Source organism: Halorussus salinisoli (assembly GCA_005239435.1).
Lineage (GTDB): Archaea > Halobacteriota > Halobacteria > Halobacteriales > Haladaptataceae > Halorussus > Halorussus salinisoli.
In genome coordinates this window covers 23,047-37,087 of record SZNP01000011.1, presented here as the reverse complement: position 1 = coordinate 37,087, position 14,041 = coordinate 23,047, and the positions used below count along the sequence as shown (strand labels likewise).

Below are 14,041 nucleotides of genomic sequence, written 5' to 3'. Positions count from 1 at the left end.
CGCTCGTTAGAACGGTCACGAGAGTTGCTAGTGCGAGGCCGCGACGTAATTCCTGGGTGTACGCAAACGGGAAGCAAGGCCCCGAAGCAGTGGGTACAAGAGGTGGCCCCGACCCACCTCGAAAAGGGGAAGGGCTGTCGCGTATGGGACGTCGACGGCAACGAGTACGTCGACTATCCGATGGCACTCGGTCCTGTCATCCTCGGCCACAACTACCCGGCAGTTCGTGAGGCGGTGGCGCGCCAACTCCAGGACGGCACGATGTTCTCCATGCCTCACCCGCTTCAGGTAGAAGTCGCAGAGCTGATAGTTGACAGCGTCCCCTGCGCCGAGATGGTTCGATTCGGGAAGAACGGCAACGACGCGACGACGCTGGCCGCGAAGCTCGCCCGCGCTCACACGGACCGGAATGTAATCGCCACTCAGGGGTATCACGGCTGGCCGGACATCTGGACCGCTGCGACGGAGATGGACCGCGGAGTTCCAGATGCTGTTGGCAGGATGACCGAATCGTTCGAGTACGACAACATCGAGAGCCTCGAAACGATATTCGAGGACAATCCGGGCGAGGTAGCGGCGGTCGTGACGACGCCCATGAACCTCCAAAAGCCAACTGACGACTTTCTTGAGCGGGTACGCGAACTGGCGCGTGAGGAAGGTGCGTTACTTGTATTCGATGAGGTTCTCACCGGCTTCCGGTACGCGCTCGGCGGAGCACAGGAGTACTTCGACGTCGAACCCGATATCGCTTGCTTCGCGAAGGGGATGGCCAACGGCTTCCCGATATCGGCAATTGCCGGCCGAGAAGACGTCATGCGACTACTCGAACGAGACGACGTATACTTCTCGGAGACGTACGCGGGCGAGGCCATGTCGCTTGCCGCGGCAAAGGCGTGCATCGAGACGATTCGTGAAGAGGACGTCGTTGACCACCTCTGGCGTCAAGGCGAAACCCTCATCGAGGGGTACAACGACATCGCGGCAGAGTTCGGGCTGAGCGACTACACGACGTGCGAGGGCTTCGGACCGCGGTCTTCGATACAGTTCTACGACACCGACGGCGAGATGAACCGGCTAGCAAAGAGCCTCTTCATGCAGGAATGTCTCCAACGCGGAATCCTCTTTTCCGGAAGCCAACTGCCGTCGTACAGTCACGACGACGAAACCGTCGAACACACACTCGCAGTCTACCGCGAAGCGATGGCGGAACTCGCCGACGCCATCGACGCAGGCGATATCGAGTCCCGACTCAACGGCCCGCCGGCCGGGACGACGCTGCGACAGCGCACCGGCGAACACGACTAACGGTAACCCGTCGCTCGGCATACGTCTATCCCGACGTACCAGTGACGTTCTGGAAGTCGGCAGAGACTATCCAACGTGTCGGTATTCCGACGGACACGCAAGCCTTATTTTGGTTCTCAACTTGAGTTCGACCGGGTTTGGTGATACGTGGAATGAGCGATTTTTCCAAGCGATGGCACGAGTACCTTTCCAAAGACGTTCCCGAGTGGGTTGCCGATCTCCCCGTAGTCGACGCACACACCCATATCGGTCGAGTGCGGTGGGACGAACCTCCCTTGACGGTCACCGACCTCGTAGAGTACATGGACGAGTTCGGTGTGGACCGTTCGGTCTTGCTCCCTCTGGAGTCGCCCGAGGGGACGTCGCACTACCTGAAAACGGAGACCGTTCTAGAGGCGGCCGAACGGCATCCGGATCGAGTCATCCCGTTTTGCTCGGTCGATCCGCGGATGATTTTCGACGAAGAAGGGTTTCGCGACGTGATCGAATCGTACGTATCGAATGGCGCGCAAGGATTCGGCGAACTTAAAGCAGGCTTGCCAATCGACGACGACCGAATGTGCTTGCTCTACGAAATCTGCGAGAAGTACGACCTTCCCGTCCTCTTTCACGTCGACGACGTCTGTTGCACCGACGAGATCGGACTCCCAAACCTCGAACGCGTCGTTAGAGAGTACGACGTAGACTTCATTATGCACGCCCACGGCTGGTGGGCACATATCTCCGCCGACGTCCGTCAGAGCGATCTCGGTTCCTACCCGAGCAGACCCGTCGAACCGGGCGGTCGATGTGCGGAACTCCTCGCCGAGTACGACAACCTCTACGCCGACCTCTCGATGGGGTCGGGCTTCAACGCCATCACCCGTGACGAGAGCTACGGCCAGCAGTTCCTCGATACCTACCAGGATAGCCTGCTGTTCGGGACCGACTTCCTCTATCCAGACCAGAAGTTCCCCCAATACGGCTTCTTCGAGCAATTCGACCTCGACGAGCAAGCCTGGCGGAACATCTGTCACCGAAACCTGGATTCGATCCTGAGATAGCCGACCAACCCGTCAACAAGCATAGCAGTCGGCTCGCGCCTCGTATCGTAGTCGGCCGACGCGAGGAGAGCTACCGTCCTGTTCAGGACAGCAGGTCAAACGCGGCGGTTCGTAGACGTCGTATCGCCTCCGGTGAGAACTTGCAGGTCCGGACCTCGTACCCGCCCGCATCGAATGCGTCGACCGTTGGGAAGTATCCTACGTAGTCGTCAACGAACCCGGCGACAATAAGGGGTTCAGAAGTTGCTCGTTCCCGAAAATCGAGTCCGTGACGGGCGAACACCTCCCCGGGAAACGAGAGAACGTCGACAGTATCGATTTCCAACCGTGAAATCGGCGCGTCGTAAGTCGTCAGACCCCAATCGTGTAGCCGCAGTTTTTCTTCGACGTACCAGCGGTCCATTAGCAACTCCCCCAAGGGATCGTCCTCGTGTTGGAGTTCGTGGAACGCGGCGTCCTCGTCGCCGCCATGGCGTTCGATTTCGGCAGTTAACTCGTCATAGCGCTCTTCTAGATTTTCGCGTGGCGGTAGTGATTGTATCGGGAGGTCGACTGTTTCGCGGTCGACCGCGAGAGAATCCACGGTCAGCGGGTCATTCCCCGTAGCTTCTGCCCGTGCCGAGAGTACTGTATCCGCGATTCGCTCACCGACCTCGGCCATGTACTCGTAGACCGCCTCCCCCGTCCGGGGCTCGGCGCTCCCTTCCGGGTTGACGTCACCGGTAGCGCCATTGAGAATCAGAACCTCGGCGCCGGTCTCGGCCTGGACTCGGTCCGCAACCTCGCCGGGCCAGTCGGATGAAATCAGGGTCTCACGGGCTGTCGTACACACCGGATGGCAGGCGAAGTTGACGATGAGCGTTTCGTCACCGTCCGCCGTCGTGACCCGAAGCGCGACGAGTGCTGGATCAATCGAGCCGGCAGCGTCTCGGCGGTTGACGAGAACATCCTCGTTCGACACCCGGCCGACGCGTAGTTCTGCGGGCCTGAGCCCGTCGCTTGCCTCCCTGATGCTCTTGGTGATGGCGGACTCGATAACCGTGAGATACTCGTCGACGTCCGCGTCGAAGGACAGCAGGGGATTGACCTCGAGGAACTGGCCGGACACGTACGGCGCGGCATGCGTGTGGGTCGCGGCAAGGAAGACGTGATCAACGACGTCAGCGACTCGTTCCCGTACGGAAGCAGTGAGCTCACGGGAGACGTTCAGCAAGTCGACGGAGACGACTGCAACTCTTGTCCGACCATCGTCGAGAACCAGTGCCGTCGAGCGCAACGGTGAGTGAACACCCGTTGAGACGCGTTCGAGCGTCCCGGGACCATAGCCGCTGAGCTGGATCGGCGATTCTGGGGTGATATCACGGATCCCACGACCGGCTCGCAGTTCGGACATGCTCGCTCATCCGTCGGGAGTGATTTCAAGTTTTCCCCGGCTAGACTGACTTCGGTCGGACGCTGCTCGGGGGAGACGGCTCGGAAATCCGCGAATAATTTATCTGGCTCTGCACGCATTGACGCGATGATGGGTTCCAGTACCGTCGAAGGTCCCCGTATCGTTCACGAAGACGAGTTCGACGAACTGTTCGATCTGCTTGACCGGTGTTTCGGCGGCGCAGACACCACGATGGCCGAACGAAATCCGAACGCGTACGACCCGTCGGTCCGTGAGTATCACGCGGTCATCACCGTCGACGGCGAGATAGCGAGCCACGCGGCCTGCGTCCCGCAGCAACTCGACGTCGGCGCGGACGGTGTCGCCTGTCACGCCATCGGCGGCGTCGGGACCGACGAGCGCCATCGCGGCAAGGGGTACATGAGTCGGCTGTTGGAGTTCTGGCTCGCTAAACTCGACTCGGACGGCGTCCCGCTCGTCGAGCTGGGTGGGGACCGACGGCGCTATCGGCGCTTCGGATGGGAGAACGCCGGTCGAAAACTCGTCTACTCGCTCACAGAGCGGTCGTTCGACTCCGCCGTCGAACAGACCTCGACGTCGGTCGAACGCTACCGCGGCGGTGAGGAGCATCTATCCCTCGCTGAGTGCCTTCACGCCGAACGAACGCCTCGGTTGACACGTTCGCGCGAGACTCACGATGCACTGCTGTTGCGGCCGGACGTCGAGACGCTTCTCTGGCGGCGGGAGGGCGAAGTCGCCTATCTGACGGTCACGGCGGCGGCGGGGTCACGCGACGTCCTTGAGTTCGGCGGTAACAGTTCGGGATTCGAGTCGCTGCTCGGTACAGTACTGACCGCTCCCGCAACTGACGAATTGAAAGTGTACGGGCATCCGGCGGACCCCCTCCTACGGTCGTGTCGCTCGCATGCAGCGGGGTGGCACGTTCAGCCAAATCGGAAACAGAATGTTCGTGACTTGAAAGGGACGCTTACCGGGTTCGAGCCACAGCTATCGGCGAGTTGGCGAGACGCGTCCATCGGTGATGCACCCCCACTTCGGATCGCTATCGAGGGCGAACAACGGGTCGAACTTCAGTTCAACGCCGACGTCGTGACGCCCGTCCGGACAGACGAACCGGCGGACGTCACCTGTAGTCGACCGGCGATAGCCGACCTCCTGTTCGGCTTCCCGGACGTCCACCGCGATATCGCCAGCGACCATCCGGCACTCGCGACGCTGTTCCCGCTCGATTTCTACGTCACACCGCTGGAAGCCATTTGAAGGGGGTTAGAGACGGTCCACTTGGTCTTTGATCTTCTCGATTGCTCTTGGAATAGCGTCAATACCGTCCGAGTCGGCGAGCAACACCTCGTGAGGGAGTGTGACGTTCGTCCGCGTGACCTCCTGCACTCCGGGAAGCGAGAGATTGTTGTATGCCGGCACGTCGACACTGCGGGGGACGTGAGACTCAACGTGCTCACGGGAGAAGGCAGGCTGTCTGTACAGCGGCCTCCCGTAGCCCTCGCTGACAGGTACTCCCTCAGCGTTCAGCGCCTCGATGAACCGCTCTTTCGAGAGACCGTCGAAGGCTGCCTCGCGGTATCGGAAGTTGAACAGACAAAAGCCCCGCGCAGTTATGCGGTCGTCCGCCGGCTTCGTTTCGATTCCGTCGATAGCGCTCAGTCCCTTCACCAGACGGTCGTGATTACGGCGGCGTCGTTCGTTCTCCTCGGTGAGTTTCTCGAGTTGCGCACACAGGAGTGCACCCTGGACTTCGGAGAGGCGCTTGTTCGAGGAGAGAGCGTAATGGCGGTAGGCTTCGCCTCCCTGACGGCCGATGTTGTGCAGAAGATGGCCCTGCTCGGCCCGCACGTCGTCATCAGTGACGACGATACCACCCTCACCGCCGGGGAGAGCCTTCGATTCCTGGAACGAGAAGGTGCCCACGTCTCCGACGGTACCGACCTTCTCTCCGTTCCACTCCGTTCCCTGGGCGTGAGCAGCGTCCTCGATCAAGAAGAGGTCGTGTTCGTCGACGACGGGGAGCAGTTCGTCGAAGTCCATCGGGTATCCGGCGAAGTGGACACCGACTAGACCGACGGTATCGTCGGTCACTCGCTCTGCGACGGATTCGGGGTCGACGTTGTACGTCTTCGGGTCCACGTCGACGAATCGGGGGACGGCACCGACGGACGTTACTGCGCTTGCTGTCGCGATGAAAGTGTATGGCGGAACGAGTACCTCGTCGCCGGGACGGACGTCGCACATCTTCAGGGCGAGTTCGATAGCGACGGTGCCGTTGGCGACGGCGATTGCGTGGTCGGCATCGTGGTACTCGGCGTATCGGTCCTCAAACTGGTCGACCCACTTGGCATCCTCGCTCACGCGACACCAGGCGTTCGATTCCAGGCAGTCGACGACGTTCTCGATACTTTCGACCGTGTGTTGGGGCCATTCCGGCACGTCGAGTGTGCTTGCGGCTTCTGGACCGCCACGTAGCGCTAATTCGGCCATACGTGTGTCGTTGCGTGGAGATCATATCAAGGTTCTAGGTGAGTCACGACAGTCCGATTGTATCGCCGGCAGTTTCCGTCAGTCCAATCGTAACATTGAGTATGGTTGGGATGGCTCATTAATCCGGAGTGAGTAACTATCAAGACAGCAGTTGCACTCCCAGCAAAGCGTGATGCACGCTGGGAGATGGCTAGCCAGATTGGTGTCGACCAGGCCGTCGTCCATCCCCACATGAGCGCAGTCGACAACGGGCGTCGGGGAGATACCCCGTGGGAGTACGACGAACTCTTGCGAATGAAAACAGCCTTCGAACACATCGGCCTTGACGTGGGCGTTATCGAGGGGGGAACGCCCCTTACGGACACCACGCGCCTCGGTCTCGAGGGACGCGATGAAGAGATCGAGCGGTTCAACGACTTCGTCCGCAAGATGGGGGCGCTGGACATCCCTATCCTCTGCTACAGTTGGATGACGCACTTTTGGTGGTTGCGAACGACCGAAACCCACCCCGTCCGAGGCAACGCCGAGACGACCGCGTACGACCACGACCAGATGCAGCGCGGCCCAACTGCCAAAGTCGGTGAAGTGTCCGAAGAGCGGCTCTGGGAGACCCTCGAGTACTTCCTCGAACGCGTTGTTCCCGTGGCCGAGGAGGTCGGCGTAACCCTGGCGCTTCACCCGGACGACCCCCCGCTCTCCCCGATCCGTGGCGTCGGTCGTATCATTACCAGCGTGGAGGCCTACGACCGGGTAATGAACCTCTACCCAAGCGACCACAACGGAATCAACTTCTGTCAAGGGAACTTTGTCGCCATGGGCGCGGACATTCCGGAGACGATCCGTCACTTCGGCGACGACATCGCCTTCGTCCACTTCCGAGACATCGAGGGCGACGCCGAGCATCTGGTCGAAACCTGGCAGGACGACGGTCCGACGGACATGCACGCCGCGATGGAGGCCTACCGCGACATCGGGTTCGACGGCCCGGCCCGGCCGGATCACGTCCCAAGCATGACCAGTGAGGGCGACGATACCGCGGGCTACGAGATGAAAGGCCGCCTGTTCGCCATCGGGTATATGCAGGGACTGATCGAAGCGACCTATCGAGACGACTAGGTTCTCTCCCGCGACTATTTCTCTAGTCCATTCCGCGTCGTTCGAGACTCGCCTGCAGGAGTGAGACGGGCGGCCAATCGGCGGAACCCTTTTGACAATGCTCGAGCCAGTTTCGGGTGACATGCCCGACCAGTCGGATAAATCTCGACCAACGGATAGCGACATCGAACGCCACATTCGAGGGGCACCGCCCAGGACCGCGCCAAACCGCCAGCACGACCGTCGGCCACCGGACGAACACAGCGAAGCGGGCCTTCTTTCGCGAGACTACCAACCCCGCCACGGCGGCCCGGAGCTCATCGCATCGTGGCCCCTCGGACCAGCACCGAGTCAGACCGAACCGGGTGACGTCGATTGGAAGGTAGCAAGTCAGGAGCCGGTACAGCTCCAGCGAAACCTCACCGTCAATCACTTCCTTGGCCCGATAGAAAACGCGAAAATCTACGCCGGAGTCCGAGGAATCGCTCGAGTCGAGAACGGCGAGACGCTCACGCTCTCGCTGGAGACGACTCACCTCAAGGGCGAGGAGTACGAGACCGAGATCGAGTTGACGAACGTAACTACGGAACCCTTCCTGACGCCACTGGTCGAATTCGTGCCCGACGCGAACGATTACCGGGAGCACTCGTTCATCGGACGAGAGATGTACGGCGGATACGTCCTCTCGGCAGCAGTGTCCGGTGGCACTGGGTACGTCGACCAAGGGACTGCGGTCCACCTGTGGAGTGAGTGACGATGCAGACCATCGGCCTCCTCTACGACCTGCACGTCGGCATCGGACGCTACGAACACGAAGACGAATCCGTCCAGCGTTCGGCAATCGACAAACTCAACGAGATCGGCGTCGACTGGACCCTCGCCGGCGGTGACCTCCGACTGCTTTCCCCCTGGGAAGACGAGACCAAGTGGGGGAGGTGGCACGGTGACCCCGACGACGCGTTCTACCACAGCGAGTTCGAGCGAGCGAAGGAGCTGCTGGACGACCGCCTCGACTCCGAGTACTACGTTATCCGAGGGAACAACGAACGGCCGACGAGCGCGTACCGAAAGCACTTTCCAGAGTCGGAGTTCCCGCTGTGGTTCTGGTTCAAGGACGACGGCGCGCGCTATGTCTTCCTCGATACGAACCCGCTCGACGGCTACCACCCGCTCGGCGAAATCCAGAACTTCGTCACCTCCCCGCAGCTCTCGATGCTCGAGCGGTTGATGGACGAAGACTCCGAGGTGCCGACGTTCGTATTCGCCCACGCGCCACTCTGTAAGCACACGGAACTCGACGACAACTGGGAGGTCCGCTCGAAGCCGTACTTCTTCGCGCTCAACTACCAAGCTGTCCAGTCGATTTTGGAGCGTGGGAACACTGTCTTCGTCAACAGCGGCCATTACTACTACGACCACGGTCGCGGGAGCAAGGAAGTCAACGGCGTGGAATACGTTTTGGCTCGCCACCTCAGCCACATGTCCGAAGAATCGGACTACGGTGGTGACGTCCGTTGGCTCACGGTCGACCCGGCTGAGTGCCGTGCGTCGATTCACTACTACGACGTCGGGAGCGACGAGGAGGGTCTGCTAACTGAGACCACGTGGTAACTCGGTGCTGTTTCGGATTTTGCCAGCAGTTTTCCCCCGGACTACGGTTCGCCTTCGACTCCCACCCTGTTCCGGGTGCGACTGCTGACACTCCGTCGTAGTTTACTGCAGTAGTCTCGACCGACTTTTGGTGAACCGGGCAAACCTCTTTATGTTGGTCCGCGAAGTCGACAGTATAGATGGACCTCCGACCGCTCGTAACCCGTGAGGAAATCCTCACGGGCGTCGACCTGTGGAATGAATTACACCCGACGATAGCGATCAGCCGCCGGCTCGCAACCCAGAAGTTGTACACGCCGTCACCGGGTGTCGCCGTGCGTGTCTGGGGCGGCTTCGACGGAGACGACCTCGTCGGGTTCGTCGTGGCCAAATACCTCACCGAACCGGTCCCGGGGTACGAGGACGGCAGCCAGGGCTGGATCAGCCTGCTCGCAGCCGACGGAACACACAGTGACGCGCGAACCCTCCGCAACGAGTTGGTCGAGACAGCCGTCAACGTCATCCGCGACCAAGGGATCGACGATATCAGATTCGGAAAGGACGTCCAGAAGTTCGTCGCCGGCGTGCCGAAACCCCTCAACGACCACTACGGCCCACCGTTAGAGTCGTCAGGACTGACCGAGGGCGGGGTCGTCGCTGACTTGTATCAGGACATCTCGACGCCAGCGGCTGCCGACATGGTCGAAGCGTATCTGCCAACCGAGAACGACGTCCGAGTCGACCGGGTCAGGACCCCCGCCGAGGAAGACCAACTCCACGGCTTTCTCGAACGGGAATTCCCGGGTCGATGGGCTTCCCAAGCAGCCACGGACTGTCGGCTTCCCGGCAGTACGCGCGACTACTGGCTCCTCTGGGAAGACAGTGAACCGGTCGCGTTCGCGCGGACGGGAACAGCGACCTCACCCGTATTAAGTTCCTGCACTAACTGGACTGCGGTCTTCGGCGAGCGCTACTGCGGACTCGGGCCGATTGGCGTCGCCGAAGACGCGCGTGGCAACGCCCGAGGGCTGACACTGATTGCAAACGTCATGGCGACCTTCAGCGGCGAAGGTTACCATCACATGACCATCGATGGCGTTGTTCCTCGGCTGTACGACTACTACGCCAAGCTGGGCTTCCAGCCCTGGCTGAAGTTCGTCGAGTACGACACCGAGGACTGAAACGGGCCACTGAGCCGTACACTGCTACGCACTCCCTGAGCCCGTACAAGTCGGCTTCAATTCTCACCGAGGTAACCAGTACCGGCCTTGCATCGACACCGCCGTCACCAGAGCGAGTTGGCCGGTGGACACTTACGTCGCGCAGAGACGGAGTAACAACCCGAGGACGATCGCGAGTGGGACACCGACAATGGCGCTCAAGACCACGATGTAGAAGCTTGCCGAGCCGGGGTCGACGAGAAGGGCACTAACACCGAGCAGGACGAGCAGAACGATATCCAGTACGAACATAAAGTACCAGAGGTGCTCGAACTCGCAGAGGACCGGCCAGAAGTTCGAGGGAAGTTCGACCATGTATCAACGTTTGAAGCGGGGATTATAGTTCCTTCCCCGACTCGCAAGTGCGTTGTAGTGCAGACCCTGCGCTGAGAGAGTGGAGTACTCTAAATTAGTCTCGAGTCCACGTCGCCACGCCGGGCGACCTCGCCGAAGCACCCTCAGCAAGATTATAGACGTATCCCTTCTCCGGTTCCGACGGGTTGACGAACCGCCGTATCGGGGTCATCCCACCAATATCGACCGAGAGGGTTCCATCCTCGGTCGCTGCGATATCTTCGATGGGATAGACGCCATTGGCGTCCCCTTCGATATCGACGTAGAGGTAATCACCGACGGCAGCCTCGACGTCGGCACTAACTGCCGGGTCGACCACCACTCGATTCTCGCTCGACATCTCACGTGTGAAATCGACAACCCGTCCCTCGAACCGCACAGGAACCGGGCGATCGAGAAGCGTCTCTCCCGTCGACGCAGACTGGAGACTCGTACCATCGACGAGTGTTGCTGCACTCGGCCCATCGCCGTCCGTCGAGTAGCGTGCAAAGAAGCCATCGAAGGTGAACGCGTCACCGACGGTCACTGACCCGTCGCCGGGCGCTCGAGCGAGATAATCGACGCGACCGCTATCAAGTTCGACCCGGACCGCACGCGCGGCGGCTGCAGTCCCCGCCTCAGCCGCTGCATTGTCGGCGTTATGAACTGACACTGGATCGATACGCTCGACCCGTCGGTTCCCCTCGTACGGTTCGAGGACCGACGTGAATGTCGAGCTCAGGTCCTTGCCCCGCCGCCGACAGAGCAGGTACTGAATCGACTCGGGGTTCCCATCCTTGTTTGTCGGCGGCTCCCCGTCTGCGAGGGCCACATCGTCGCAGTCTGTTAAGACCGTCGCGCGCAGTCGTACGTCTACGTCATCCTCCCGGACGTCCCACGTGTCCACGATGTCCCACTCGACGCTAAATGGCGATGGCGGTTCCTCGTCACGCTTGACGTCCGTCAGGTAGTTGAACCCACTGCCGACCCGTTCGTCGTAGTCAGTGACCTCGCCGGAACTCGGTCGTGAGACGTTTTCCCCGGCGTAGGTCCCGGGGACCTCCTCGGACTCGATCCCGACGGTCTCCACCGAGCCTGCTGCACCGTGGAGGCTATAGAGATGGTCATCTCCACCATCGACGTCGAAGAAGTCGACGACGTACGAGTCCACGGCGTCGATTCGAATCATCGCGGTCGTCCGCCGATAGGCGTCAGTCTGGGGATAAACTGCTGGCGCCTTGACGTCGGCAATCTGCACGTCGGTCCCGTTGTGGAAGTGCTGCGGGACGCCGACCGTCTGAGGGTGTTGGCGTTCGGCGTCGACGACGACCGTGTTATGTGAGACGGTGTTTTTTGTCCACTGGATACGCTTCGGCCAATCAGCAGTGAACTCCGGATAACCGAGATCGGGCATGAGATCGAGACCGTGCGCGTAGAGCCCGATGTTCAGGGTGTCGTGGTGGGAGTGACTCGTTCCGGTCTCGATGCTGTTCCGACCGAAGAACTGGCAGACACCACGTCGGCCATCTGAACTGGTTTCGTTCCGGTCGGGAATCAAACCGTCGGGTGGGCTCCGTTCGCGTTGTTCTCTATCGCCGTCTCGTAGAGCGATGAAGCCGTAATCGGGGAGCATACAGCTTCCGGGGTCGTAGGTCCCGTCGCGGTCGACGATTGCTTCGATTTGCTCGGCGATTTCGCCAGCGTCCGACGAGAAAACGTCTCCATGGAGTCCCTCAGTTGATTGCCCATTTAGCAGATGAGCAGCACGCGCAAGCTCATCGTCGCCGTACGCCTCGTAGCCGCGAAGTGCCTTCCGTGGGCCGATTAGAGTGTCAGGGTCGCCTGTTTTCCCGCTGTCGCCGATCGACGGCATGTATTGACCCAACATCAGTAGGGGGAAGTGCGCTTGCGCTACCTTCGACAGCTTCGGATGATCGTACAGGTCGGCGTTGTCAGCCCCGTCGTACGCGTCGAGGATGTCCGCGATTCGGAGGAGTTGGCTCTGAATGATGGCATTGTAGTTCGGTGCTGACTCGTCTGCGTAGCCATCGCGGTCGATGCGGTCGACCAGCGCCGTCTCGACGTTGCCGCCGGTGACACGCCAGTTTCGCTCGCGTGCTTCTCCGATATCGTCGTCCGCGACTTCCCACGGCCGGTCATCTTCGTCTCGGAGGCCGCCCGCCTGAAAAAGGAACTCTAGGGCACGGCCGGTGTAGTCCTCAGGTTCGTCTAGAACGACGGCCGACATCGCGAGGGCGGACTGGTGCATCCCGAGGTTTCCGTGAATCTGGGCGTTTTTGATGCCGGGAAGAACCTGTCGAACGAGACCGTCTTCGACGTTACGTCGAACTGACGCGACTGACTCCTTGGGAGGGAGACCGCTGTACGTATCCGCCTTCTCTGAGAGGAACGTGATTAGTTTCTCGTCACCGTCCTGGGCCGGGAAGAAGGCGTCGTAGGCGCTCACGAAGTCTCGGACGAGGTTCGTCTCCCAGATTGCGCCGACCATCTTCCCCTCACCGGGACCACCGTGGGAGTTCTTGAATCGATCGAGATCGAATGCCGAGATGTCGAGGTCGGGGTAGACGTCGGCGAGCCGGTCGAGGATGACCGTTCCTGCGCGGGCGTAGCGATGCTCACCGGTGTATAGGTATGCGTCGCGGAGAGCCACGACCGTGTCACGGAGGACGTACCAGACGTGCCAGTGATTGTAGGCTGCAACCGGAACGAAGCGAGTTCCAGCGGCACCGATTTCGCCGTTCTCGTCAACCCATCCCCAGCCGTCATCGACGCCCCAGTTAGGACCCTTGTCAGGATACCGCTCGTTGATGAGGAGGTCATCGTCGGCGAGTTCAGGATCGAAGACGCCTCGTTCATCACGCCCGCTTCCACGGTACGCGGCGAAGTCGTTCGTAGGAAGTACCCAGTCTCCATCAGTGAGTGCCCAGGGCTCGTCGGACACGGGCGTCCACCGCTCTCGCTGAGTGCCATCCCCTGGGGTGAGACTCCGCGGGATTTTCTGGCCGGTGACCTCATTCCAGAGTGCATCGAGTCCCTTATCGAGAGCAGTTTCGGCCTGTTCGACTGCCTCGTCGCGGAGGTCCGCCGCCCAGGGTTCGGTCTGGACGTTCCTTCTTGCCGCAGCTATCCGTTCGGACGTGTAGTACGTGCTTCGCGTCTTGCTGTATTGATCGTTCGACATTCGGCTGTTGCCTCGTCGTGCAATCAATAGCGGGACCACACCCATAAATCATCCCTCTGGCGCCAGGATGACACGGAAAGGGAACGGGGAACGGCGACCCACCGTCAGGAGACCACTACGGCTATCTGTTGGTGGCGACAGCGAATCCCCTGCCGAGTACTGCGATAGTGACCTGGAGAGACGGCGACTTCACCGGTATCTACGTGTCTCTCTGGTTCTGTGGTGCGTTTCAGAACTCTAATGTATGTATAATTTCATGGAAAGATTTTTATCATGTGTGTTGTTATGAAATAACAACCGGGCGTCATCGAAGCGCCTCAGCGGGAGAGCGGTAGTGCAGTCCTGC

General features: G+C 60.6%; 11 protein-coding genes. 7 read left to right on the top strand and 4 right to left on the bottom strand.

Annotated elements, in window-relative coordinates; translation table 11 throughout:
* The first annotated feature begins 30 nt into the window (after nt 1–30).
* Nucleotides 31–1,305 carry an aminotransferase class III-fold pyridoxal phosphate-dependent enzyme gene (locus tag E2484_RS23570; RefSeq protein WP_170977482.1) on the top strand — a complete coding sequence of 425 codons (1,275 nt, stop codon included), beginning with the start codon at nt 31–33 and terminating at the stop codon, nt 1,303–1,305.
* Nucleotides 1,306–1,580: 275 nt separating this feature from the next.
* The gene (locus E2484_RS23565) at nt 1,581–2,348 is read left to right on the top strand and encodes an amidohydrolase family protein (protein ID WP_394347943.1); all 768 of its coding nucleotides are present in this window, start codon (nt 1,581–1,583) and stop codon (nt 2,346–2,348) included.
* A gap of 82 nt (nt 2,349–2,430) precedes the next feature.
* Here the strand turns inward: E2484_RS23565 and E2484_RS23560 are convergent, their stop codons facing one another.
* Entirely contained in the window at nt 2,431–3,741 is a 1,311-nt protein-coding gene (locus E2484_RS23560; RefSeq protein ID WP_137287653.1) for a neutral/alkaline non-lysosomal ceramidase N-terminal domain-containing protein, read from the bottom strand.
* Between the two features lie 126 nt (nt 3,742–3,867).
* On the opposite strand from E2484_RS23560, the gene E2484_RS23555 reads away from it, so the two are divergent.
* Complete coding sequence (locus E2484_RS23555) at nt 3,868–5,022, top strand: GNAT family N-acetyltransferase (RefSeq protein ID WP_137287652.1); 1,155 nt, start codon at nt 3,868–3,870, stop codon at nt 5,020–5,022.
* A gap of 6 nt (nt 5,023–5,028) precedes the next feature.
* On the opposite strand, the gene E2484_RS23550 is transcribed toward E2484_RS23555, so the two are convergent.
* Nucleotides 5,029–6,255: a DegT/DnrJ/EryC1/StrS family aminotransferase gene (locus E2484_RS23550; protein WP_137287651.1), complete on the bottom strand. Its 1,227-nt coding sequence runs from the start codon at nt 6,253–6,255 to the stop codon at nt 5,029–5,031.
* Between the two features lie 186 nt (nt 6,256–6,441).
* On the opposite strand from E2484_RS23550, the gene E2484_RS23545 reads away from it, so the two are divergent.
* The 4 genes from E2484_RS23545 (at nt 6,442) to E2484_RS23530 (ending at nt 10,121) form a co-directional block, all read left to right on the top strand.
* Nucleotides 6,442–7,371, top strand: coding sequence for a mannonate dehydratase (locus tag E2484_RS23545; RefSeq protein WP_137287650.1), 930 nt, complete (start codon nt 6,442–6,444; stop codon nt 7,369–7,371).
* A 121-nt stretch (nt 7,372–7,492) separates the two neighbouring features.
* Complete coding sequence (locus tag E2484_RS23540; protein ID WP_137287649.1) at nt 7,493–8,104, top strand: hypothetical protein; 612 nt, start codon at nt 7,493–7,495, stop codon at nt 8,102–8,104.
* A gap of 2 nt (nt 8,105–8,106) precedes the next feature.
* On the top strand, nt 8,107–8,961 hold the full coding sequence (locus tag E2484_RS23535; RefSeq protein ID WP_137287648.1) for a metallophosphoesterase family protein: 855 nt from the start codon (nt 8,107–8,109) through the stop codon (nt 8,959–8,961).
* A gap of 179 nt (nt 8,962–9,140) precedes the next feature.
* Nucleotides 9,141–10,121, top strand: a complete 981-nt coding sequence (locus tag E2484_RS23530; protein ID WP_137287647.1) for a GNAT family N-acetyltransferase — start codon at nt 9,141–9,143, stop codon at nt 10,119–10,121.
* 132 nt (nt 10,122–10,253) lie between these two features.
* Here E2484_RS23530 and E2484_RS23525 read toward each other — a convergent pair whose 3' ends face one another.
* Both E2484_RS23525 and E2484_RS23520 read right to left on the bottom strand, forming a co-directional pair.
* The gene (locus E2484_RS23525; protein ID WP_137287646.1) at nt 10,254–10,475 is read right to left on the bottom strand and encodes a hypothetical protein; all 222 of its coding nucleotides are present in this window, start codon (nt 10,473–10,475) and stop codon (nt 10,254–10,256) included.
* A gap of 94 nt (nt 10,476–10,569) precedes the next feature.
* Nucleotides 10,570–13,695 carry a heparinase II/III domain-containing protein gene (locus E2484_RS23520; protein ID WP_170977481.1) on the bottom strand — a complete coding sequence of 1,042 codons (3,126 nt, stop codon included), beginning with the start codon at nt 13,693–13,695 and terminating at the stop codon, nt 10,570–10,572.
* Nucleotides 13,696–14,041 lie beyond the last annotated feature (346 nt).

Excerpts from the sequence above, each read along its gene's own strand:
- E2484_RS23550 (WP_137287651.1), bottom strand. The coding sequence starts at position 6,255 with ATGGCCGAATTAGCGCTACGTGGCGGTCCAGAAGCCGCAAGCACACTC.
- E2484_RS23555 (WP_137287652.1), top strand. The coding sequence starts at position 3,868 with ATGATGGGTTCCAGTACCGTCGAAGGTCCCCGTATCGTTCACGAAGAC.
- E2484_RS23540 (WP_137287649.1), top strand. The coding sequence starts at position 7,493 with ATGCCCGACCAGTCGGATAAATCTCGACCAACGGATAGCGACATCGAA.
- E2484_RS23520 (WP_170977481.1), bottom strand. The coding sequence starts at position 13,695 with ATGTCGAACGATCAATACAGCAAGACGCGAAGCACGTACTACACGTCC.
- E2484_RS23545 (WP_137287650.1), top strand. The coding sequence starts at position 6,442 with ATGGCTAGCCAGATTGGTGTCGACCAGGCCGTCGTCCATCCCCACATG.
- E2484_RS23535 (WP_137287648.1), top strand. The coding sequence starts at position 8,107 with ATGCAGACCATCGGCCTCCTCTACGACCTGCACGTCGGCATCGGACGC.
- E2484_RS23530 (WP_137287647.1), top strand. The coding sequence starts at position 9,141 with ATGGACCTCCGACCGCTCGTAACCCGTGAGGAAATCCTCACGGGCGTC.
- E2484_RS23525 (WP_137287646.1), bottom strand. The coding sequence starts at position 10,475 with ATGGTCGAACTTCCCTCGAACTTCTGGCCGGTCCTCTGCGAGTTCGAG.
- E2484_RS23560 (WP_137287653.1), bottom strand. The coding sequence starts at position 3,741 with ATGTCCGAACTGCGAGCCGGTCGTGGGATCCGTGATATCACCCCAGAA.